This window comes from Streptomyces sp. NPDC090083 (genome assembly GCF_044747445.1).
Classification (GTDB): Bacteria; Actinomycetota; Actinomycetes; order Streptomycetales; family Streptomycetaceae; genus Streptomyces.
Map to the genome: position 1 here is coordinate 227,127 of NZ_JBIVED010000004.1, position 21,765 is coordinate 248,891.

Annotated in this window: 18 protein-coding genes; 11 read left to right on the forward strand and 7 right to left on the reverse strand. The window is 72.1% G+C overall.

Translation table 11 applies throughout. The features are described from left to right. Positions 1-3 precede the first annotated feature (3 nt). The gene (locus tag ACIPTO_RS16365) at positions 4-972 is read left to right on the forward strand and encodes an ornithine cyclodeaminase family protein (RefSeq protein ID WP_401192424.1); all 969 of its coding nucleotides are present in this window, start codon (positions 4-6) and stop codon (positions 970-972) included. Between the two features lie 133 nt (positions 973-1,105). On the opposite strand, the gene ACIPTO_RS16370 is transcribed toward ACIPTO_RS16365, so the two are convergent. Both ACIPTO_RS16370 and ACIPTO_RS16375 read right to left on the reverse strand, forming a co-directional pair. After that, positions 1,106-3,445: a glycosyl hydrolase family 95 catalytic domain-containing protein gene (locus ACIPTO_RS16370; RefSeq protein WP_401193622.1), complete on the reverse strand. Its 2,340-nt coding sequence runs from the start codon at positions 3,443-3,445 to the stop codon at positions 1,106-1,108. Between the two features lie 395 nt (positions 3,446-3,840). Further along, a complete protein-coding gene (locus ACIPTO_RS16375; RefSeq protein WP_366318237.1) occupies positions 3,841-4,302 on the reverse strand; it encodes an Lrp/AsnC family transcriptional regulator in 462 nt (153 codons plus the stop codon). A 63-nt stretch (positions 4,303-4,365) separates the two neighbouring features. Here ACIPTO_RS16375 and ACIPTO_RS16380 point away from each other — a divergent pair, with 63 nt between their 5' ends. From ACIPTO_RS16380 to ACIPTO_RS16390, 3 genes are all read left to right on the forward strand, one after another. After that, positions 4,366-5,118 (forward strand): AzlC family ABC transporter permease, encoded by a 753-nt coding sequence (locus tag ACIPTO_RS16380; RefSeq protein ID WP_401192427.1) that lies wholly within the window; start codon positions 4,366-4,368, stop codon positions 5,116-5,118. Next, positions 5,111-5,440 (forward strand): branched-chain amino acid transporter permease, encoded by a 330-nt coding sequence (locus tag ACIPTO_RS16385; protein WP_401192430.1) that lies wholly within the window; start codon positions 5,111-5,113, stop codon positions 5,438-5,440. Before ACIPTO_RS16380 ends, ACIPTO_RS16385 begins: the two co-directional genes overlap by 8 nt. A 413-nt stretch (positions 5,441-5,853) precedes the next feature. Continuing rightward, positions 5,854-6,816: an alpha/beta fold hydrolase gene (locus tag ACIPTO_RS16390; RefSeq protein ID WP_401192432.1), complete on the forward strand. Its 963-nt coding sequence runs from the start codon at positions 5,854-5,856 to the stop codon at positions 6,814-6,816. Positions 6,817-6,990: 174 nt separating this feature from the next. Here the strand turns inward: ACIPTO_RS16390 and ACIPTO_RS16395 are convergent, their stop codons facing one another. Next, positions 6,991-7,890 (reverse strand): LysR family transcriptional regulator, encoded by a 900-nt coding sequence (locus ACIPTO_RS16395; protein ID WP_366318231.1) that lies wholly within the window; start codon positions 7,888-7,890, stop codon positions 6,991-6,993. A gap of 104 nt (positions 7,891-7,994) precedes the next feature. Between ACIPTO_RS16395 and ACIPTO_RS16400 the strand changes: the two genes are divergently transcribed. From ACIPTO_RS16400 to ACIPTO_RS16415, 4 genes are all read left to right on the forward strand, one after another. Then, positions 7,995-9,092, forward strand: coding sequence for an FAD-dependent monooxygenase (locus tag ACIPTO_RS16400; protein ID WP_401192434.1), 1,098 nt, complete (start codon positions 7,995-7,997; stop codon positions 9,090-9,092). 230 nt (positions 9,093-9,322) lie between these two features. Next, positions 9,323-10,564, forward strand: a complete 1,242-nt coding sequence (locus tag ACIPTO_RS16405; RefSeq protein ID WP_401192436.1) for a sensor histidine kinase — start codon at positions 9,323-9,325, stop codon at positions 10,562-10,564. Then, positions 10,557-11,228: a response regulator gene (locus tag ACIPTO_RS16410; RefSeq protein WP_401192438.1), complete on the forward strand. Its 672-nt coding sequence runs from the start codon at positions 10,557-10,559 to the stop codon at positions 11,226-11,228. Before ACIPTO_RS16405 ends, ACIPTO_RS16410 begins: the two co-directional genes overlap by 8 nt. 380 nt (positions 11,229-11,608) lie before the next feature. Beyond that, positions 11,609-13,810: an MMPL family transporter gene (locus tag ACIPTO_RS16415; RefSeq protein WP_401192441.1), complete on the forward strand. Its 2,202-nt coding sequence runs from the start codon at positions 11,609-11,611 to the stop codon at positions 13,808-13,810. 74 nt (positions 13,811-13,884) lie between these two features. Here the strand turns inward: ACIPTO_RS16415 and ACIPTO_RS16420 are convergent, their stop codons facing one another. Continuing rightward, positions 13,885-14,592: a TetR/AcrR family transcriptional regulator gene (locus ACIPTO_RS16420; protein WP_401192443.1), complete on the reverse strand. Its 708-nt coding sequence runs from the start codon at positions 14,590-14,592 to the stop codon at positions 13,885-13,887. A 154-nt stretch (positions 14,593-14,746) separates the two neighbouring features. On the opposite strand from ACIPTO_RS16420, the gene ACIPTO_RS16425 reads away from it, so the two are divergent. Next, the gene (locus ACIPTO_RS16425; protein WP_401192446.1) at positions 14,747-16,240 is read left to right on the forward strand and encodes an MFS transporter; all 1,494 of its coding nucleotides are present in this window, start codon (positions 14,747-14,749) and stop codon (positions 16,238-16,240) included. An 18-nt stretch (positions 16,241-16,258) separates the two neighbouring features. On the opposite strand, the gene ACIPTO_RS16430 is transcribed toward ACIPTO_RS16425, so the two are convergent. The 3 genes from ACIPTO_RS16430 to ACIPTO_RS16440 form a co-directional block, all read right to left on the reverse strand. After that, positions 16,259-17,104, reverse strand: a complete 846-nt coding sequence (locus tag ACIPTO_RS16430; protein ID WP_401192448.1) for a ketose-bisphosphate aldolase — start codon at positions 17,102-17,104, stop codon at positions 16,259-16,261. Positions 17,105-17,194: 90 nt separating this feature from the next. After that, positions 17,195-18,085, reverse strand: coding sequence for an SIS domain-containing protein (locus tag ACIPTO_RS16435; RefSeq protein WP_401192451.1), 891 nt, complete (start codon positions 18,083-18,085; stop codon positions 17,195-17,197). 68 nt (positions 18,086-18,153) lie between these two features. Further along, positions 18,154-19,383 carry a Gfo/Idh/MocA family protein gene (locus ACIPTO_RS16440; RefSeq protein ID WP_401192454.1) on the reverse strand — a complete coding sequence of 410 codons (1,230 nt, stop codon included), beginning with the start codon at positions 19,381-19,383 and terminating at the stop codon, positions 18,154-18,156. A 232-nt stretch (positions 19,384-19,615) separates the two neighbouring features. Here ACIPTO_RS16440 and ACIPTO_RS16445 point away from each other — a divergent pair, with 232 nt between their 5' ends. Then, complete coding sequence (locus tag ACIPTO_RS16445; protein ID WP_401192456.1) at positions 19,616-20,539, forward strand: 1-phosphofructokinase family hexose kinase; 924 nt, start codon at positions 19,616-19,618, stop codon at positions 20,537-20,539. Positions 20,540-20,751: 212 nt separating this feature from the next. Continuing rightward, positions 20,752-21,570 (forward strand): endo alpha-1,4 polygalactosaminidase, encoded by an 819-nt coding sequence (locus ACIPTO_RS16450; RefSeq protein WP_401192459.1) that lies wholly within the window; start codon positions 20,752-20,754, stop codon positions 21,568-21,570. The last annotated feature ends 195 nt before the right edge of the window (positions 21,571-21,765 follow it).

Sequence of the window (21,765 nt, forward strand, 5' to 3'; positions counted from 1 at the left end):
CCCATGTACGTCGTGACGGAAGACCGGTCGTCGGCGCTGATCGACCACGAGCTGGCCTTCCGCGCCGTGACCGAGGCCTTCGTGGCGGCGGCCACCCCCGGGGCCGCGCTGTTCCCGGTCGTGATCGGCCACGGATCCGACCCGGACGATCAGTTCACCCTGAAGTCCGGGGCGAGCGGCCGGTTCGCCGGCGTGAAGATCGGCACCTACTTCCCGTCGAACGACGCGAGAGGACTGCCGCGGCACGGCACGACCATCCTCCTGTTCGACCAGGAGAGCGGCCGGATCGGTGCCGCCGTCGAGGCGTCACAGGTCAACGCCTACCGCACGGCCGCCGCCGACGCCGTCGCCACGCACGCGCTGGCACGTGCCGAGTCGTCGGTCCTGACCGTCTTCGGCACCGGCCATCAGGCCCTGTACGAATGCCTGGCCGTCGCCCGGATCCGTCCGATCACCCGCATCAACGTCGTCGGACGCGACAAGACCCGGGCGGACGCCCTCCGGAGGCGACTGGACGAACACCTCGACGGTGTGGAGACACGAGCGACCGACCCCGAGACAGGCTGTGCGTCGGCCGACGTCATCGTGACCGTCACGACCGCCCGCGCCCCGCTCTTCGAGGCCGACTGGGTCGGCCCGGGAACCCACGTCTCCGCGATGGGCTGCGACTCCCCCGGCAAACAGGAACTTCCCCCCGCGTTGTGCGACCGGGCCGCCCTGTTCTGCGACCTGCCGTCCCAGTCACTGCGGATCGGCGAGTTCCAGCACTTCGGCGGAGAGCCCGAGCAGGTGACGGCGATCGGCTCCGTCCTGGCCCGAAGAGCCCCGGGGCGCACGGCCGCGGACCGGATCACCGTGTTCGACAGCTCCGGCATCGCCCTCCAGGACCTGTACGTGGCCGAGGCGCTACTGGCCCGGGCACGGGTCACGGACCCGGACGACTCGACACCGGCGGCCCCCGTCGGCAAGTAACCCGGCCAAGTGGGAGTGACCGGATCGGAGAAGCCGTACGGGAGAGACCCGTTCGTCGCGCCCGGGCGCAGCAGGGGCGGCAGCCCGATGCTCGGCGAGCGAAGCCGACGACAGGCTCGCTCCCTCGAATCCGCTACGGCAGACCCCAGGCCGCCCCCGGCTCGGTGACGGCGACGGGCGCGATGACGAGGTCGGGCCGCGGGCCGGAGTGGACGAGCACCTCGCGGCCCCGGGGCAGTTCGACGGCGAGGGTGCCGTCGCCCAGGTCGTGGGTGCGGGCCGGAGTGCCGTCGTCCAGCAGCACGGTGAGGGTCCCGGTGAGACCGTGCCGGAGCCTGAGCGGCTCACCCGCCAGGCTCCTGATCCGGATGAACCGGGTCGTCCCCGCCGTGCGGACGGCGCTGACCAGGAAGGCCCCCTGGGTGCGGAAGTCGTGCAGGGTGACGTCCGCCCAGGAGGACGGGACGGCCGGGAAGACGCGGATCACACCGCCCCAGCTCTGGCAGAACATGTCGTGCAGCGACTGCGAGGCGGACAGGGGCGTCTCGATGACCGGACCGGCCTCGGTGTAGTGCGTGTTGGCCCGGCACGGGTAGCGGGTCGTGGGGTCGAAGAACTTCCTCAGGTACGTGATCGCGGTGTCGCCGTCGCCGGTCATCGCGTACATGGAGGCGGCGCCGGTGTAGCTGTAGCCGCGGTGGGCACCGGTCAGCGAGTGCCAGTGGGCCACCGACTTCGCGATCAGGTCCCGGCTGCCGGGCTGGTCCCAGTTGACGAGGTACAGCGGGTACACCATCAGCAGGTGCGAGTAGTGCCGGTGGGACTGCGCGTACGGGGTGTCGGCACCGATCATGAAGCCGTCGTCGTCGACCGGGTAGGGCGCGAGCCTGGCCAGCACCTCCTGCCAGCGCGGGATCAACTCGTCGTCGATATCGAGCAGTTGGGCGGACTCGATGAGGGTCTGGCAGCCCCAGCGAATGAGGGCCAGGTCGTAGTTGGTGTCCTGTGGCGGCACGACGGGGTATTCGGGCGAGAGCGTGCTCGGCAGGTGCAGCCTGCCGTCGCTGCCCGGGGTGAGGAAGTGCAGGTAGTAGTTGATGGCCCGGCGCAGCACCGGGAAGATCGTGTCGCGCAGCAGCGCCTTGTCCATGCTGTGCCGGTAGGACAGCCACACGTTGTGCAGCGCCCAGGTGAGGTCGCCGGTCTCGGCGCCGGTGCCCGGACGGCCCACTTCCCGGTCGGCGAACATGTCGGAGCTGCGGCCGATCCCGGAGCTGTCCGCGCGGTAGGCGGCCGGGACGTTGGCGATGAGCTGTTCCTGGTTCTGGCGGAGCGTGGTGGCGAGGGAGTCCAGTTCCGGGTGGTTGAAGCCGTGGATGAGCCAGTACTCCAGCTGGACGTTGAGGTTCCACCAGACCGCGGGCCAGGGGGTGGGCTCCAGCCACGGTCCGGAGGTGGCCATGACGGGGCCGCCCGCGCGGCTGGCGGAGGCGACCTTGTAGAGCTGGATCCAGTGGAAGCTCTGCAGGCGCTGGTCGGGGAACGAGACGAAGCTCTTGCGGTAGAACGCGTGCCACCACCGGGTGTGCCGTCGCCTGAGGGCGCTGTACGACGCGGCGCGCCGGAGGTTGTGCAGCGAGGCGGCTTCGGCGGCGCTGTCGGAGGGTGAGCTGTGCCCGACGCTGAGCAGCAGGTCGTGGCCGGTGCGACGGTGGGCGGTGGCGGTCTGGCCGCCGCCGATGAGCGGCTGGAGCACCTGCTCGGTGCCGTCGGCGGTGGTCCGGGGGGTCCAGGCCGGGTTGGCGGTGTAACCGGCGGGCGGGGCCTCGCTGATGCGCCGGGGGCTGACCGCGTCTTCGGGGTGGAACGTCCAGGTGGCCCGTTCGTCGCCGTCGGCGGTGACGCGGGCGGCGAAGACCTCGTCGTGGATCAGTGCGGAGAGCGTGAGCGTGCCCGCGGTGGTGGTGATCGTGCCGGTGAGTTCGGCGTTCCACAGGCTCAGCCGCCAGTCGACGGAGGTGATGGTGCCGACCGGTTCGAGCGTGAGGTGGCCGACGGGCAGGCGGCATGTGCCCCAGCCGCTGCCGAACTCGGGCCGGTGGTCCTGGACGCGGCCGTGCTGGACGGTGAAGCGGACCTGGTTGGTGCCGGGTTCCTGGTAGACCATGCTGCCGAGCAGCCCGTCACCGAGGAACGGGCCCTCGTACCAGAGGGTGGGCAGTCTGCTCCACAGCAGATCCTGGCGGCGCAGGAATCCCTCCCAGGCGCCGTCGCCGCTCATCGTGTCGCGGAGCTTCCAGGGCTTCCTGCCGACCCCGGCCACCGCGGCCGAGCCCTCGGACCGCACCGCCCGGCCGGCCTCGTCGGCGTGGGCGGTCCCTCCGGGCAGGGCCGCAGCGGCGGCTCCCCCGAGCGCGGTGCCGAGTACGACTCTGCGGGGCACCTGCGAGCGCTCCCCCGGCTGCGAGGTCATCATCGTCCTCCAGTAGCTGACGGTCGTTGATACATCGGGTGTATCGAGGAACGTAAGCACACCGCGCGAACCTGTCAACGACCGTGACGCGAGGGCGAGTTACTGGATTTCGCGTAGACAGCGGGCCCTCCTGAAGGTCACACACAGGCAGACAATCATGTCTGAAGTTCTTGACTCATCCGATGTATTGCGATTGTCTGCGGCCGACCCCACCGGAAGGGCGGCACCTCATGCGCGAGATCACGGTCCGGCACTCGCTCAGGGTCTCCCGGTCCTCACGGCAGCGGCGCTCCCGCCCTCCGCCGCGCGCGACCTCCCTCTGACCGGCCGGAACCGGCCCGCCCCGGAAAAGTCCACCACAAGACGATCCACAACCGGAGCGCTGAAGCATCTGATCATTGCTCGCTGGTCTTGATCTTCTTCATGGTCAGGTGGGATTCGAGGCGCAGGACGGCAGGCAGGCCGCTGAGCTTCCCCGTGATGAAGGCTTCGTAGGCGGCGTGGTCGGCCACCGCGACGCGGATGAAATAGTCGGGGCGCCCGTACATGCGGCGGAACTCGATGACCTCGTCGAAGGAGGCCACGGTGTCCTCGAAGTCCTGGAAGCTCTTGCGGTCCTGGGCGTAGATCTCGACGTCGATGAGAACCTCCAGGCCGCGGCCCAGGGCCTGGGGGTTGATGACGGCCCGGTATCCGCTGATGACACCGGCCTCTTCCAGCCGCTTGACGCGCCGCAGGCACGGCGGCGGAGTCAGGCCGACGCGCTTGGCCAGCTCGACGTTGGTCAGCCGCCCGTCCTGACGCAGATGCAACAGAATTTCTCGATCGATGGCATCCAGAGTTGTTTCATTGCTCATGAAGCGATCGTAGAGCGATAAGCAGCAACCATATGAGGTGCAATCCGTCCTAAAATTTCACCTATGGACATAGCCCCCGCTGTCGCTGAGGCCCGGACCCGGCCAGCCCCCGCCCCGCCGCCGCACGCCGCACACTCCGAGGCGCGCGCGGCCTTGAAGGACTCTGCCGGTGTGGGCCTGGGGTTCCTTCCACTCGGGCTCGCCTTCGGGGCGCTGGTGACACAGTCGGGGCTGGACTGGTGGTGGGCGGGGCTGTCCGCCGCGCTGGTCTTCGGCGGATCGTTCGAGTTCCTGCTCATCGGCATGGTCACCGCCGCCGCCCCGCTCACGGCGATCGCGGTCTCCGCGCTGCTGGTGAACGTCCGGCACGTCTTCTACACGCTGTCCTTCCCGCTGCACCGCGTGCGGGGCCGTCTCGGCAAGGCATACAGCACCTATGCGATGTGCGACGAGGCATACGCCCTGGCCACTGGTGAGCGGGCCAGCGCCTGGTCCAGCCGCCGCATTTTGTGGCTGCAGTTCTTCCTGCATCTGTACTGGGCAGGCAGCTCCACCGTCGGAGCACTGCTCGGCTCCTTCATCCCCGGCAGCGTCACCGGCCTGGACTTCGCCCTGACCGCCTTGTTCACCGTTCTCGCCCTTGACGCCGTCCGGGGCCTGCGAGGCGACGTGCCCACCCCCGTCCTGGCCGTGCTCAGCGCTCTGGCCGCCCGTCTTCTCTTCCCCGGCCAGATGCTCCTGGTCGCCTTCGCCCTGTTCACGGCCGCCCTCCTGGTCCGCCGCGTCACCACGTCCCGGAAGCCCCGCCATGCCTGACACCGGCTACACCGTCGCCGCCGTCCTCGTCGCCGCCGCCGTCACCTGGGGGCTGCGCGCCTTGCCCTTCGCCGCCCTCACACCCCTCCGCGAAAGCGACACCGTCCAGTACCTCAGCACCCGGATGCCCGCCGGCGTCATGGTGATCCTGGTCGTCTACTGCCTGCACGACCTGCCGGTGACCGAGGCCCGCGCCGCAGCTCCGCTCGCGGCCTTGGCCGTCACCATCGGCCTGCACCTGTGGCGGCGCAACGCACTGCTGAGCATCCTCGGCGGCACCGCCACCCACGTGATCCTGGCCAGCGCTGTCTTCGCCCGCTGACGGAAGACTCGCCGAGGTCGGGGCGAGCCGACATGTCGCCCAGGGCGAGGAGGCAGGTCCGACCGTCAGCCTCGGTGGAGACGCCGTGGCGGACAAGGCCGCGAGCAAGGCTGCCGAACTGATCGGCTTCGCCGTCGCCGCGGTCGTCCTGGTGATCACCTTTGGCTCGTTGATCGCGGGCGGACCCACTGCTCACCGCGATCCTCGGCGTGGGTGCGGCGATCCTGTCGGAATGGGTCAGTACACCCCCGTCGGAAGGGGGGCTTTCCCCCGGGAGTGGACTGGAGTCAGCATGCTGGGGCGGTGGCGGTCATCGAATCTAGTCTCTGACGCATCGCCAGAAACACCGCCCGCTCAAGCAATGCGGGACCGCTGGCAGCCCATCCCGTTCACTCGATCTTCTGGAGAGCACAGTGTTCCGCACCGCCAGGACTGCCAGGACCGCCAAGACCGCCACCGCCATGACCGCGCTGCTCGTCGCCGCGACGGGAACAGCCCTCACCGGCGCGCATCACACGCCCTCCGCGGCAGCCAGTTCACAGCAGAGCCGTCTGGACAGCACCGAACTGACCGCCGAGGCGACGGTCGCGAAGGCGGGCGGCCACCTGTTCACCGGCAACGGGAAGATCGAGGTCGGCGGCCGGTCGGTGAACGTCTCCTGCTCGGGCGAGCCCGCGCCGCACCGGCCGGTCGTCGTCCTGATGGCCGGTATGGGTGACGGCCTGGACAACCTGAGCGGCATACAGAAGACGCTCAGCGCGACGGGCAAGGTCTGCTCCTACGATCGGCTCGGCGAGGGCCTGAGCGACGCACCGGCCGGCCCGCAGACCATGGACAGCAGCGGGAAGGTACTGACCGCGGTGCTCGACCGGGTGGCCGGCCACCGTCCCGTCGTCCTGGTCGGACACTCCCTGGGCGGGCTGATCGCCGCCCGCTACGCGCCCGAACACCCTGACCGCGTCAAGGGCCTTGTCCTGCTGGACGCCACCCCGTCGACCATGGCCGCCGACCTCACGCGCATCGTCCCGCCGTCCGCGACCGGCCCGGGCGCCGACGCACGGGACGGATACCTCGCGGTCAGCCAGGGCCAGAACCCGGAGATGCTCTCGTTCGCCGACGCACCGGTGCGCTCGGCCGGAGACACCCCGGTGGAGATCGTCCGGCATGGGGTGCCGTACCTGGCGCAGTCCATCCCCACCTACGGACCGGCCTTGGAGCACGCCTGGGCCAAGGGCGAGCGCGCCTGGCTCGCCCTCTCCACCCGCAGCAGCCTGAGTGTCGCCGCCAAGAGCGACCACTACATCTACGTCGGGCAGCCCGAGCTCGTCGACCGGGCCGTGCGGCGCGTCGCCTCCCAGGCCTCCGGCCGCTCCTGACCTCGCGCATCCGCACCGACTGACCGCCCGCATCCGCACCGAGCAGGGCCGGTCACCGGAACGGGTGCGGGCAGATGTCCGGTGCCCGGTGCCCCAAAGGTGCCGTATGCGATGCGGTGGTCGTACGTGATCGACGCGGTGCGGTGCGGACGCTCCGCTCTCCGCGTCGCCCAGTCACCCCGGTTCCTGCGCGCACCCCGCCAGCGTGTCGCGGATCAGTTCCCGCAGCCAGCGGTGACCGGCGTCGCGGTCGTGGCGGGCGTGCCAGCCGAGGACGGCCGGGACGTGCAGGGCGGGGCCGGGGAAGGGCCGGGTGTGCAGGGGGTGGGTGAGGGCGGGGGCCGCGAGGGTGGCCGGAGCGATGGTGAGCAGGGGGTGGGCGGCCACCGCGCGCAGGGCGAGGGCGAGGGTGGGCACGGTGAGGACGACGGACCGGCTCAGGCCGCGTTCCTCCAGCAGGTCGTCCACGCGGTCGCGGGTGCGTCCACGCCGGGAGACGACGACGTGCGGTACGGCCGCGAGCCCGCTCCAGGTCGAGGGGTCGTCGGGGAGATCGGCTCCGGCGATGACGGCCAGGCGGTCGGTGAGCACCGTCTCGGCGCGGGTGTCGGCGAACTCCGGTGCCTTGTCGGTCACTTGGAGGTCCACGGTGCCGCGGCGCAGCTCGTCCACGGTGGTGCCGGCCTCGCCCAGCAGGCGCAGCCTGACGCTCGGGGCCGTGGCGGCGAGGGTGGGGACGAGGCGCGGGAGGAGGCCTTCGGCGACGACGTCGTTGCACTGGAGGGTGAAGGTGCGCTGGAGGGTGGCCGGGTCCACCTCCGCGGAGGGTGTCAGCACCGTCTGCGCGCGGGTGACGAGCTGGTGGACCTCGTCCCGGATCTGCTCCGCATAGGGCGTCGGCAGCATCTCGCGGCCGGATCGGACGAGGATCTGGTCTCCCGTCGCGCGGCGGATGCGGCCGAGCGTGCGGCTCATGGCGGGCTGCGAGAGGTGCAGCCGGTCGGCGGCGGCGCCGACGCCTCCCTCGTCGAGCAGGGCGTCCAGGGCCGTCAGCAGATTCAAGTCCATATGCATACAGGTAATCGTAGACATCGAAAGCATGCATTTGCCGTTATCGGCGAGTTCTCGTCCACTGGTTGTGCGCGGCGCCGGTCGGCGTCGCGGACAAGGAGGCAGACATGCGTACGGTGATCGCCGGCGGCGGCCTGGTGGGGCTCACCACCGCCGCGTCCCTGCGGCTCGTCGGGCACGACGTGACGGTCCTGGAGCAGGCGCCGCGGGTACGGGCGGCCGGTGCGGGTATCGGCATGTGGCCGAACGCGATACGCGAGTTCGATCGCATCGGGATCGGCGCGGACGTCCGGGCCATGAGCGAACAGGTCGACGCCTGGTTCTACGACTCTGCCGGGCACGCACAGCGCGCCGCCGGGCACGCCGACTCCGACCACCGCTTCCTGCTCGTACCGCGGCCCGCCCTGAACAGCCTGCTCGCCGACGCGGTGGGCCGGGACCGGATCGTGACCGACGCGCGGGTGGCGGGCTACACCGAGCTGGACTCGAAGGTGGTCGTGCACGTCCAGGACGGCGACGACATCGACGCGGACCTGCTGATCGGCGCCGACGGCGTCCACTCCAGGGTGCGCGCGCAGCTCGTGCCTGGCAGTGAGGCCGTACCGGACGCCGGGCACGTCGCATGGCGTGCCGTGGTCCCGTCCGGCCGGGAGCGCCCCGAGGGCTCGGTGCTCACGATCGGCGAGGAGCGTACCCGTGGCGGCTACGCGCGAGTGTCGCCGGGGCAGACCATGTGGATGGTCAACCAGTTCGCCGCCGGCCCGCTCACCGGCACCAAACGGGAACGCGCTCTGGCCCGTGCCCGCCATCTCGCCCGTGACGGCTGGCACGACGACCTGCTGGAGATGATCGCCGCGACCGACGAGGGCGTGATCCTGGAGAACGAGATCCTGATCGTGCCGACGCTGGCGCACTGGACCGGGCGCCGGGTCGCGCTGATCGGCGATGCCGCCCACGGCCTGTCGCCCCACATCTCCGCGGGCGGCACCCTGGGCGTCGAGGACGCCGGCGTACTGCGGGCCGCCTTCGCCGCCGAGCCCGGTCTCGCGGCGGCGCTGACGGCGTACGAGACGGAGCGGAAGGAGCGGTTCGCGAAGGTCCGCGCGTACTCGGCGGCGGTCGAACAGGCCGCCGACGCGGCCGAGTTCGCGATGCGCTACGCCGACTTCAGCCACTGGATGCTCACGACCGCGCCTGCCACCTGACAAGAGCGGTTGCCGCGGCCGGAGTTGGGCACGCGCAACGGCATCGCGGTTGCGGTGCGGGATGCCGCGAGGTCGGCCGGCACGCCACACAGACGCTCGAAGGGAAGGTCCCGTTTCCTCCGCAGGGGGCTGGGCTTCTGCCTGTGCGACGGTGTCAACAGGGGCCGTGCGCCTACCTGTTGGTCCCAAGGAGTGACGACCGGGCGGGCTCAGGTCAATAGGGTCGGCCCATGACGGCCGTTCCCTTCCCTCCTTTCCTGTCCCGCCGCCTCCCCTTCCTCGGACGGCCCGGTTCGCGTGCGTGGGCCGCGGACGTGGGGCTCGTGGCGCTTGTCCTGTGTCCGGCGGTGCTGATGCAAGCGAGCGCCGACGGCAGCGCACTGGGCTGGGCCCTGCTGGCGGGGCTGGACACGGTGACCGGGGCGGCCCTCCTGCTGCGCCGCCGCCGGCCGTCGACCGTCTTCCTCGTCGTCCTGTGCGCCCTGGTGGCGGTCGTCGTCTTCGGCGCCGCGCACGACACCCGGCTCTCCTCCCTGTCCGCGCTCGCCCTGGGGGTCTGCCTCTACAACGTCGGCAGCCGATCCGTGGACGGCCGCCGGACGGTGCTCGCACTGTGCGCCGGCGTGGTCGTCGTCGCGGCCGGTACGTGGGTCAACCACCTCACCGCCGAACCCGAGTACCGGGGCGGCTCGGACGTCCTCGCCGTGGTCGCCACGCTGCCGCTGGCCTGGGCGCTCGGCAACGCGGCCCGTACCCACCGCGCCAACCTCGCGGCGGCGGCCCGCCGGGCGGACGCCATGAGCCGCGAGCACGAACTGCGCGAGCAGCAGACCGCCCAGCAGGAGCGGGTGCGGATCGCGGGCGAGATGCACGACGTGGTCGCGCACTCCCTCACCCTGCTCGTGGTCCGTGCGGAGACCCTGCGCGCCCGTGGCGGAGAACTGCCGGACTGGGCCCGCCCCCACATCGACGGGCTCGCGGTGGCGGGCCGCCAGGCGGGCGGTGAACTGCGTGACCTGCTGAGGGTGTTGCGCGGCCCCGAGGACAGCGTGCCGCTGCGGCCCCTGCCGGGGCTCGGTGAGTTACCCGGGCTCCTGGACGGTGGCCGGGCCGCCGGTGCCCGGATCGAGGCCCGTCTCACCGCGCCCGAGGACCTGCCCCGGCCCGTGCAGCTGACCCTCTACCGTGTCGTGCAGGAATCCCTCACCAACGCCCGCAGGCACGCACCGGGGGCGCCGGTCCGCGTCACGGTCCGGACCGTCCCGGACGGCGTGCGCTGCGAGGTGGAGAACGCCCGTCCCGAGGCGCCCGGCGAGGCCGGCTGGGGTGCCGGACTCGGCCTCACCGGTATGCGGGAACGGGTCGAGGCGCTCGGCGGCCTGCTGCGGGCCGGACCGACCGAGGAGGGCGGTTTCCTGGTGTCGGCCACGGTGCCGTTGAACGAGGCGGACCGGGACGCCGCCCATGTCTGACGACGTCACCGTCCTCGTCGTCGACGACGAGCGGATCATCCGCGAGGGCCTGGCCGCGATCCTCGCCGTGCAGGACGGCCTGAGCGTCGTCGGCTCCGCCGGGGACGGCGAGGAGGCCGTCGACCTGTGCCTGCGGCTGAGACCCGACGTGGTGATGCTGGACATCCGCATGCCCCGCCGCGACGGCCTGTGGGTCCTGCGGGAACTGGGCCGCCACGGTCTCCTGGGCCCCGGGCCCCGCGGCGTCCACGTCCTCGTCCTGACCACCTTCGGTCTCGACGAGTACGTCGACCAGGCCCTGCTGGCGGGCGCGGCCGGGTTCCTGCTGAAGAACAGCTCCTACGAAGAGCTGACGGCCGCGGTGCGTGCGGTCGCCGCAGGGCAGCGCACGCTGAGCCCCGCCGTCACCGACCGCATCGTCGAGAGCCATCTGTCGGCCCGGCGGCAGCCCGACTCCGGTGACCTCGACCGGCTTTCGGGTCTCACGTCCCGGGAGCGGGACGTCCTGCGGCTGGTCGGCGACGGGCTGAGCAACGCGGAGATCGCCGACCGGCTCGTCGTCAGCCTCCACACGGTCAAGACGCATGTCAGCCGGATGCTCGCCAAGACCGGCTGCCACAGCCGCGCCCAGGCGGCGGTCCTGGCCCGCCGCACACTGCGCTGATCCCCGCCCCCTGGTCCGTCCGCTCCATTGCGGTACGTCCGACCGCCCGCCGCCCTCCTCGTCTGCCTGCTTCTCCGCGATGGCACCGTCGCCGTCCGCCGGGTCACTCCTTGGTGTGATGCCCGGCCGGTCGCGGTCCGTCGCCGGAGTGATCCCCAGGGCACGAACGAGGCGACAACGAGTGACGACTCGTCGGCCGATTCCCGGCTGAATGGGTGCTGCGCGGCAGTGGGCCGCGCGGCCTCGCACCCGGCGCCCCACACGGCCCCGGTGTCCTGGTGGCCGAGCGGCCCGAGGCCCGGGAAGCACAGTCATCGGAACACCGGGTGGCCACGACGCCGGGTGGGCGGAGCGGCGAACAAGCGGGAGAAGTGGAAGAAGTGGACGTAGGCGTCAAGACGAGGGAACGCGGCGGGGCGACGGTGCGCATAGCCCGCTGGAGTGCCACCCACCCCTGGCGGGCGGTCGGCGCCTGGGTGCTGTTCGTGGTGCTCTGCGTGGCCGCGGGGGCAGCCGTGGGCACCCGGTCCAGCGACACGGACCTGGCGACCGGCGAGTCGCTGCGGGCCACCAGGATCGAGGACGACGCCCGGCTCACCGCCCCCGCCGAGGAGAACGTGCTCATCACCTCCCGCTCCGGCACCCTCGACGCGGCGGACGCCCGCCGGGCCGCGGCCGACGTGAGGACCCGCCTCGCGAAGCTCCCCCAGGTCACGGAGGTCGCCGAGGCGGTCGCCGCGCGCAACGGGTCGGCGCTGCTGGTCCGCGCCACGATGGCGGGCCCCGCCGACGAGGCGGACACGAAGGTGGGACCGCTGCTGGACGCCACCGAGGCCACCGCGGACGCCTTCCCCGCGCTGCGGGTGGAGGAGGTGGGCGACGCCTCGATGAGCGCCGCTCTCGACCGCCGCCTCGACGGCGACTTCCACCAGGCCGAACTGGTCAGCATCCCCGTCACCCTCGCCATCCTGCTGGTCGCGTTCGGCGCGCTGCTCGCGGCCGGTGTTCCCGTGCTGCTGGCGCTGTCGTCGGTGGGTGCCGCCATCGGCCTCTCGGCTCTCGCCTCCCAACTCGTCCCCGCCACCGATGTGTTGAACAGCGTGATCCTGCTCATCGGCATGGCGGTGGGCGTGGACTACTCGCTCTTCTACCTCCGGCGCGACCGCGAGGAACGGGCCCTGGGCCGGGACCGGATCGACGCCGTGGAGATCGCCGCCGCCACCTCCGGGCACGCGGTGGTGGTCTCCGGTCTCGCGGTGTCGGTGGCGATGTGCGGCATGTTCGTGTCGGACAGCTCGACGTTCCACTCGCTGGCGGTCGGCGCGATTCTGGTGGTCGCCGTGGCGGTCCTCGGGTCGGTGACGGTGTTGCCCGCCCTGCTGGCCGGACTCGGCGCGCGGATCGAGCGCCCGAGGGTGCCGCTGGTGTGGCGGCTGACCGCACGCCGGCAGGGCGAGGGCCGTTTCTGGCCTGCGGTGCTGCGTCCCGCCCTGCGCCGGCCCGCCGCGACCCTCACGCTCTCCGCCGTCGCCCTGCTGGCACTCGCCGCCCCGGCCACCGGCATGAAGCTGAAGCTCCTCGACGACTCCGACCTGCCCCGCTCCCTGCCCGTCATGCGCAGCTACGACCGGCTCACCGCCGCGTTCCCCGGCACCGGTTCCTCGCTGCGCGTCGTGGTCCGTGCCCCCGCCTCCCAGGCCGCGGAGGTGCGCGGCGCCCTCACCTCACTGGCCAGGGACGCCGCCGGGCAGCCGCTGTTCACCAGGGACCAGAGCGCCCCGCCCCGGACCTCGGCCGACCGCACGGTGACCACCCTCGACCTGGGTGTCGAGCACCGGGCCGGCAGCGCCGACGCGAAGCGCGCCCTCGACCTGTTGCGCGGACGCCTACTGCCGGGGGCGCTGAAGGGGATTCCGGTCACCGAGCACGCGGTGGGCGGCCCGGTCGCGCTGACCGCCGACTTCACCACGGACACGTTGCGCGCGATGCCCTGGGCGGTCGGCTTCGTCCTGCTGCTGACCCTCGTCATGCTGGTGGCGATCTTCCGCTCGCCGGTCATCGCCCTCACCGCGATCGTGCTCAACTCCCTGTCCGCCGCGGCTTCCTACGGCCTGCTGACCCTGGTCTTCCAGCACCACTGGGCCGAGGGTGTCCTCGGGTTCCACTCCAACGGCGCGATCGTGACCTGGCTCCCGCTGTTCCTGTTCGTCGTGCTCTTCGGGCTGTCGATGGACTACCACATCTTCGTGGTCAGCCGGATCCAGGAGCTGGTCCGCCAGGGGGTTCCGACGACCCGGGCGGTGGCCCGGGGCATCACCGGTTCGGCCGGGACGGTCACCAGCGCCGCCGTGGTCATGGTCGCCGTGTTCGCGATCTTCGCGACCCTGTCCACGCTCGACATGAAGCAGCTCGGTGTCGGCCTCGCCGCGGCGATCCTCCTGGACGCGACGGTCATCCGCGCGGTGGTCCTGCCGTCCGCGATGATCCTCCTGGGCCGGGCCAACTGGTGGACCCCCCGCCTCCTGGCCCGCCCCGGAACCACCCACGCCACTCCCCGCGACCGCGAGCCCTCCCCGGTCTGACCGGCGCTCCGCGAGCAGGTGCCCCGTCCCGGACCGCCGGGGCGGGGCACCTGCTCGTGGTCACCCGCGGTGCCTCACTCGCCCAGGTCGCGCAGGGGTGATCCGGTGGACAGGAACACCGTGAGGAGGGCGTCGAGGGCGACCAGGTATGCGTTGTGGTCCGGGCCTCGGCCGGCCGACATCACCCGTGCCATGGCGGGCAGTTCGGCGGGGTCGACGGACCCGACGGCGATGCTGCGCTGACTCGGCTCGCGGGGCGGAGTCAACGGGTGCTCGTTGAGGAGTTCGCCCGTGGTGAGGTGCCAGCAGGCGCGGTAGGCGGTCGAGGCCTGACGCTCGGTGAGACCGGCCGAGAGGAAGTCGGCGAGACAGGCGTCGCTGAAGCGGAAGGCGTTGCGGGCGACCAGCTCACCGCGGATGAGGATGTGCAGCACCCAGATGTGCTCGGCCATGTAGTCGTGCGCGGCACTCAAGCGGTTCCGGAGCCGCTCCTTGGGTGACGAGCCGGGAACCTCCACCGGCAGCCGGGACGCGATGTCCTCCAGGATCGCGAGCAACAGCGCGTCGCGGTCGGCCACATGACGGTAGAGCGAGGTCGCCGCCGTATCCAGTTCAGCCGCCACCGCGCGCATGGTGAGCGCGTCGAGCCCCTGCCGCTCGATCAGTTCGCGCCCCGCACGGGCGATGACCTCGGGAGTGAGTCCCGGCCTCGGCCGCCTCCGCGGCACCCCTCGCCCCCGGCGAGCGGGATCGGGCGGGGAGGTGTGCGCGGGGCTGTCCATGCGGGCAATCCTCCCATCGCCCCTCGCCGGGAACGAACTCCGCGGTGGCGCCGCGACCGGAACCCGTACTGGAACTAAGGCTAGCCTTACGCGTACATTGTTCGCATCGCGTGGCGCGGTCGGAAGTGCCGCGCAACGACAGGAGAACCACGCCATGACCGAGTCAACGCCCTCGACGGCTCAGGACCCCGCCGTCGAACCGGTACCGGACAAGGCCCGCACGGGCCTGATCCTCGCCACCGCCTGCGTCGCGCAGGTGATGGTCGTCCTCGACGTGAGCGTCGTGAACGTCGCACTGCCCTCCATCGCCTCCGACCTGGGATTCGCCGCGAGCGGACTGTCCTGGGTCGTCAACGCCTACACGCTCGTCTTCGGCGGCCTCCTCCTGCTGGGCGGCCGGTTCGCCGACTTCGTCGGACACCGCAGGGCGATGTTCCTCGGGCTCGCCGTCTTCGGCGTCACCTCCGTCATCGGCGGCCTGGCGCAGACGCCGGGGCAACTCGTCGCCGCCCGCGCCGGACAGGGCCTGGCGGGCGCGCTCCTGGCCCCGCTGAGCCTGGCGATCATCATGGTGACGTTCCGGGACGGCCCGAGCCGTTCCAGGGCCGTGGGCGTCTGGGCCATGGTGGCCGCGGCGGGCAGCGCGCTGGGCGTGCTCCTCGGCGGACTGCTGACGCAATGGCTCTCATGGCGGTGGGTGCTGTTCGTCAACGTCCCGATCGTCCTCGTAGGCCTGGTCCTGGCCTGGCTCTCCGTCCGTGACACACACATGACGCGCATACGAGCCCTCGACCTGCCCGGCGCGTTCCTGGTGACCGTCGCGGTCACCGCACTGGTCAACGGCCTGATCCGGGCGGGCGAACACGGCTGGGGCACGACCGGCGCCCTGCTCTCCTTCGCCGTCGCGGCCGTGACGGGCGCCCTCTTCGCGCTCTGGGAACTGCGCTCCGCCACCCAACCCCTGGTCCGTTTCGGAGTGTTCCGCGCCCGCGCGGTCTGGGTCGCCAACCTGGTCGTGCTGTTCATCGGCGCCGCCACCGTCGCCGGCTTCTACTTCGCCTCGCTGTTCCTCCAGAACGTCCTGCACTACTCGCCGCTGCGGGCGGGCGCCGCCTTCCTGCCGTTCTGCGCGGGCACCATCGCCGGATCGATGCTCTCGGGCCGGCTCACCGCACGCTTCGGCATCCGGGTCGTCCTCAGCACCGGACTGGCACTCGGAGCGGCCGGCATGCTGCTGTTCGGCCGCATGGACAGCGACTCGACCTTCACGAACGGCTTCCTGCTGCCCTCCCTCGTCGCCTCCACCGGCGTCGGCCTGTGCATGGTCGCCAACACCTCCCTCGCCACCACCCAGGCGGCCCCGCACGAAGCGGGCCTGATCAGCGGACTCATCAACGCCGCCCGCCAGATCGGCGGAAGCCTCGGCCTCGCGATCCTCACCACGGTCGCGGCGGCGGGCACCGCCCCGGCCTCGCCGGCCGCACACCTCCAGCACCTGGCCGACGGCTACGGCCGCGCCTTCTACGTCACCGCCGCGTTCTGCGCCGTGGCAGCCGTCATCGCCGGGACCTGCGCACCGGGCATACGCAGGACACCCCGGAGCGGAGAGGAAGCGCCGGCCGAGGCACTCGGCACGAGCACGGGGTGACCTGCGTATGCCGTGCGTTCAGGGCGAGTCGGAGGTGGTCAGTGCCAGGAGACAGTCGGCGACCGCGTCCGTCATGGCATCCCGGGCCGGGCCCAGATAGCGGCGCGGATCGACCACCTCGGGTTCCTGGGCCAGGGTGGCTCGGACGGCCCGGGTGAAGGAGACGTTGAGCAGCGTCCCGATGTTGATCTTCGTCATGCCGTGCTTCACGGCGGCCCGCAGGGTCGTGTGCGGGACGCCCGACGAGCCGTGCAGCACCAGCGGTACGGGCACCTTCTCCCTGATCCGCTCGATCAGCTGAAGGTCGAGCTCGGCGGTCCGGGAGACCATCGCGTGGCTGCTGCCCACGGCGACGGCCAGGGCGTCGACACCGGTCTCGGCGACGAACCGGGCCGCGTCGGCGGGGTCGGTGCGCACTCCCGGGGTGTGCGCCGAGCCCTTGCCGCCGATCTCGCCCAACTCCGCCTCCACGAACAGGCCTTGGCCATGTGCCCAGCGGGCCGCCTCGCGGGTCGCGGCGATGTTCTCCGCGTCCGGCAGCCTGGAGGCGTCGAACATCACCGAACTCGCCCCGCACTCGGCGGTGCGGTGCAGCAGGGCGAAGTCCTCGACGTGGTCGAGGTGCAGGGCGAGCCGTGTCCCACCCGTGCGGGCGGCGGCGCCCGCGGCGGCGGCAAGGGGCATCACGTCACCCCCGTGGTGGCGTACGGCGTTCTGGCTTATCTGGACGATCGCCGGCTGGCCGGTGCGCCGCGCGGCGTCGGCGACGGCCTGGACGTGCTCCAAGGTGATGACGTTGAAGGCGGCTATCCCGGAACCCGAGGCATGGGCCTCGGCGATCAGGTCCGCACTGCGGCAGAGCATGACGTCCTTTCGAGGTGATGGGGGAAGGGGAGGGGAGGGGAGGGGAGGGATGTGTCCCGGCCGCGCGGGACCGGCGCGCGCCGGGCGCGGTCAGGAGGCGGGGCGGTCCAGGATCACGGAGCGGGTCAGCGCGCGCGGGCGGTCGGGGTCCAGTCCCTTGCGGACGGCGGCGGCCTCCGCGAGCCGCTGGACGCGCACGAGGTCGGCCTGCGGATCCTCGGAATGGTCCACGAACAGGGCGCCGGTGGGCTCCACGTCCGCCCGCAGCCCGGCGGCGTCCGGGCCGAAGTGCCACACCAGCCGGCCGGGCGCGGCAATCGCGATCGGGCCGTGCCGGTACTCCAGGGACGGGTAGGACTCCGTCCAGCTCTGGGTGGCCTCGCGCATCTTCAGGGATGCCTCGCGCGCGATGCCGTGCGCCCAGCCGCGGCCGAGGAACGTGATCTGCTCCGCGGACACCCACTCCTCGGGCAGCGGTGCGTCGAGTGCCGTGCGCGCGGCCTCCGCCAGCGGCTCCGCCGGCTCGCCGAGTCCGGCGCGCAGGGCGGTGAGCGCGGTGGTCGCGAAGACGGTCTGCACGACGGACTTCTCGTCGGCGAAGGACAGGTCGAGGACGTGGTCCGCGACGTCGACGATCGGCGTGGAGGTGTCGGCCGTCAGGGCGAGCGCGGGGTAGCGGCCGCGGCGCCGGTCGAGCAGTTCCAGGATCTCGGTGGTGGTGCCGGACCGGGAGATCGCCACCAGCCGGTCGTAGGTGCGCTCGTGCGGGAACTCGGAGGCCGCGAAGTGGTCCGTCTCCCCCTGGCCGCGGGCCTCGCGCAGGGCGGCGTAGGCCTCGGCCATGAACCAGGAGGTGCCGCAGCCGACGACGGCGACCCGCTCGCCCGGCCGGGGCAGCAGGTCCGCGGACCCGGTCGCCGCGGTCGCGGCCTTGAGCCAGGCCTGGGGCTGGCGGGCGATCTCCTCGCCTATGAACGACATGCTGGTGCTCCTCAGTGTGCGCGGGGCGCGTCTCGGCGCCCTCGGGTGGCGGTGGTGGATGGCCGGGGTCAGGAGGTCCGGGCGGCCGGGCCGCGTGAACCGGGCTGGTGGCGGGCGAAGTAGTCGGCGAGGTCGGGGGCGAGGGCGGCCACCTCGACGGGGGTGCCGCCCGAGCGCAGGGAGTCGGTGGCCGCTATGCCTGTTGCGACGGCTTCCCGGGCGGCGACGGGCGAGGTGTCGGTGGCGGTGCCGTGCGCGACGAAGCGCAGGAACTCGTCGACGAGGGCCTGGTCCGCGCCGCCGTGCGCCGCGTCGGCGCTCTCGACTTCGAGGGTGAGGTCGGCGTCGGGGCGGTAGCCGGAGCGGCGCCGGTTCCAGACCTTGACGACCGGTGGGTCTCCCTCGATGCCGTCGCCGAGGTTCTCGATGCGGCCCTCGTCGCCGATGACGGTGTAGTTGCGCCAGTAGTCGGGGGTGAAGTGGCACTGCTGGTAGCTGGTGAGGACGCCGTTGTCGAGGCGGGTCAGCACCATGCTGATGTCCTCGACGTCGACGACCGGGTTGAGGTCGCGCAGTTCGGACGGCGGCCAGACACCTTCGTCGAACCAGTCCTGCACCCGCCGCGAGCCCTGGGGCGCGGAGCGCCGGTGGGTGTCGGCGCCGTAGACCGCCAGGTCGCCCAGCGCGGTGACGGTACGGGCGCTGCCGCCGGCCAGCCAGTGGATCGCGTCCAGGTCGTGGGCGCCCTTCTGGAGCAACAGGCCGGTGGTGCGGGCTCGTTCGGCGTGCCAGTCCTTGAAGTAGTAGTCGCCGCCGTGGCCGACGAAGTGGCGGCACCACACGGCCCGTACGGTCCCGACGGCGCCCTCGGTGACGAGTCGGCGCATGGTGCGCAGGACCGGCAGATGCCGCAGGTTGTGGCCGACGTAGAGGCGGGTGCGGGTGCGGGCGGCGGTGGTCAGGACCCGGTCGCAGTCGTCGAGGGTGATGGCCAGTGGCTTCTCGGCGAACACGGCGACGCCCGCTTCGAGGAAGAACAGCGCGGGCGCGGTGTGCAGGTCGTCGGGGGTCAGGACGAAGACGGCGTCGAGGTCGTCCGCGAGCATGTCCTCGTAGCGCTCGTGGAGCCGTACGCCGGGGCCGAACAGCGTGCGGGCGTCGGCGCGTCCGCGCTCGGCCGGGTCGGCGCAGGAGACCACCCGGGCCGTTCCGGTCCGGTCGGCGAGGGTGGCGAGTCCGGCGCGCTGGCCGACGCCGACCACTCCCAGGCGCAGTTCGGGCGGCGGCTGGTCGGTCATGCGGGTTCCCTTCGTCTTCGTCGCGGCGGGGAGGAGGCCGCTCGGCGTCGCGAGGGCGCGGCGGCCGGAGGGCGGTTGGTGGACGTCAGGGCAGGTCTTCGGACCGGAGCCGGGTTCCGGGTCCGGCTGTGACGCCCCTGACAATAGATGCTCGAAACTGCTCAATCAATGCTTCTATCGAGCAACTTCAAGCATTCTGGCTACGATCCAGCCACACGCCCAGGGAGCAGCAGTGATCCTCACCGTCACCCTCAACGCCGCCCTCGACATCACGCACCGCGTCGACCGCCTGCGTCCGCACGCGAGCAACCGCGTCTCCTCCGCCACCCAGCGGGCCGGCGGAAAGGGGGTCAACGTGGCCCGGGTCCTGCACGCGCTCGGCGAGCGGACCGCCGTCACCGGACTCGCCGGGGGCCCGACCGGCGCCGCCGTGCGCGCCGACCTCGCCGCCGCCGGCATCACCGACCACCTCGTCCCGATCGACGGGGAGAGCCGTCGTACCGTCGCGGTCGTCGACGACCGGGACACCACGATCCTGCTGGAGCCCGGACCGCGGGTGACCTCCGCCGAGTGGGCGCGGTTCACGCGCCGGTACCGCGAACTGCTCGGCGGCGCGCGGGCCGTCGTCCTCTCCGGGAGCCTGCCGCCGGGCGTACCGGCGGACGCCTACGGCGTGCTCGTCGCCCTGGCCCGCGCCGCGGGCGTGCCCGCCCTGCTGGACGCGGACGGCGAGGCCCTGCTCGCGGCGCTCGCCGAGGGTCCCGACGTCGTCAAGCCGAACGTCCACGAACTCGCCGCGGTCACCGGCGGCGCGGACCCGGTGGCGGGCGCGGCCACGTTGACCGCTGCGGGTGCCCGGGCGGTGGTCGTCTCGCTGGGCCCCGAGGGGCTGCTCGCCCACACGCCGGCGGGCGTGTGGCGGGCCCGGCCGCCCGCTCCCGTAGCGGGCAACCCCACGGGCGCGGGGGACGCGGCGGTCGCCGCGCTCGCCCTCGGGCTGATCGCCGGACAGGCCTGGCCGGAGCGGCTCGTGGCAGCCGTGGCGCTGTCCGCCGCCGCCGTGGCGGCGCCGCTCGCCGGGGACTTCGACCCCGCGGTCCGCCGCACCCTGCTCGACACGGTGACCGTCAACTCGGTTCCGCCGTCCGGCATTTGACCACCGGCGCCTCCTGCCCCCGCGGGTCCCGACGCGTTCGTTGACATCCGCCCCGACGATCGCTTTACTCCCGGACTACGCAGGAGCCCCGCTCCGCGTCAGAGGTACGCCCAGCCGGTATGCAGGCCCCGCGCCGCGAGCCCGGCCCGAGTCGCCAGGACGCCCCACGCGTCCGAGGCGGGGACGTGCCCTCTTCCCATGGAGCTCGATACATGAGCCACCTGATGAACACCACTCCGCGGAAGGTCGTCGGCGCGGCCGTCGGCGTCGCCGCACTCGCCGGCGCGCTGCTCGTGCAGGCGAACTCGTCGCAGGCCGCGGCCGTGACCCTGCCCCCCACCCACGTCGGCTTCGACTACCAGATCGGAGGCGCCTACACCCCGCCGTCCGGAGTCAAGGTCGTCACCCGCGACCACGACGCCTCCCCGGCGGCCGGGCTGTACAACATCTGCTACGTGAACGCCTTCCAGGCCCAGCCGGGCGCCGAGGGCGACTGGGCCTCCGACCTGCTGCTGCGCGACTCCGCGGGCAAGGTCGTCTACGACGAGGACTGGGGCGAGGCGCTCCTCGACGTCGGCACCGACGCCAAGCGCAAGCGGATCGCCGACAAGATCGGGGCCCTGATCGACAGCTGCCACACCAAGGGCTTCCAGGCCGTCGAACCGGACAACTACGACAGCTACACACGCTCGGGGAACCGGCTGACCGCGAACAACGCGCAGGCGTTCATCAAGCTGCTGTCCGCCCGCGCCCACGCCGACGGTCTGGCCATCGCCCAGAAGAACACCTCCGAGCTGGCCGCGAACCGCACCGCCAACGGTCTAGACTTCGCCGTGGCGGAGGAGTGCGGCACGTACGGCGAGTGCGGCGACTACACCAGCGCCTTCGGCTCCAACGTCATCGTGATCGAGTACACCGACTCCGGCCGTACGAAGGCGTGCCGGTCGTGGGGCAGCACGCTGAGCATCGTCCAGCGTGACGTCGACGTCTCCCCCGCGGGCAGCAGCGGGTACGTCCGCAAGACCTGCTGACCAGGCCCTCCAGGAATTCCCCCGGGTCCGTGGCGGCGCGCGCGAGCCGCCACGGACCGCTTCACGAGGCCCGGATCCCCTGTCGGAGCCCTTCTCCGCAGCACCTCTCCCGTAGTGCTCAAAGATGCATGTTTCCAAGGAGTTTCACGCATTTTCGAGCAGCAGGACTCTTGACAGGTGCCGGTGACCGTCGTT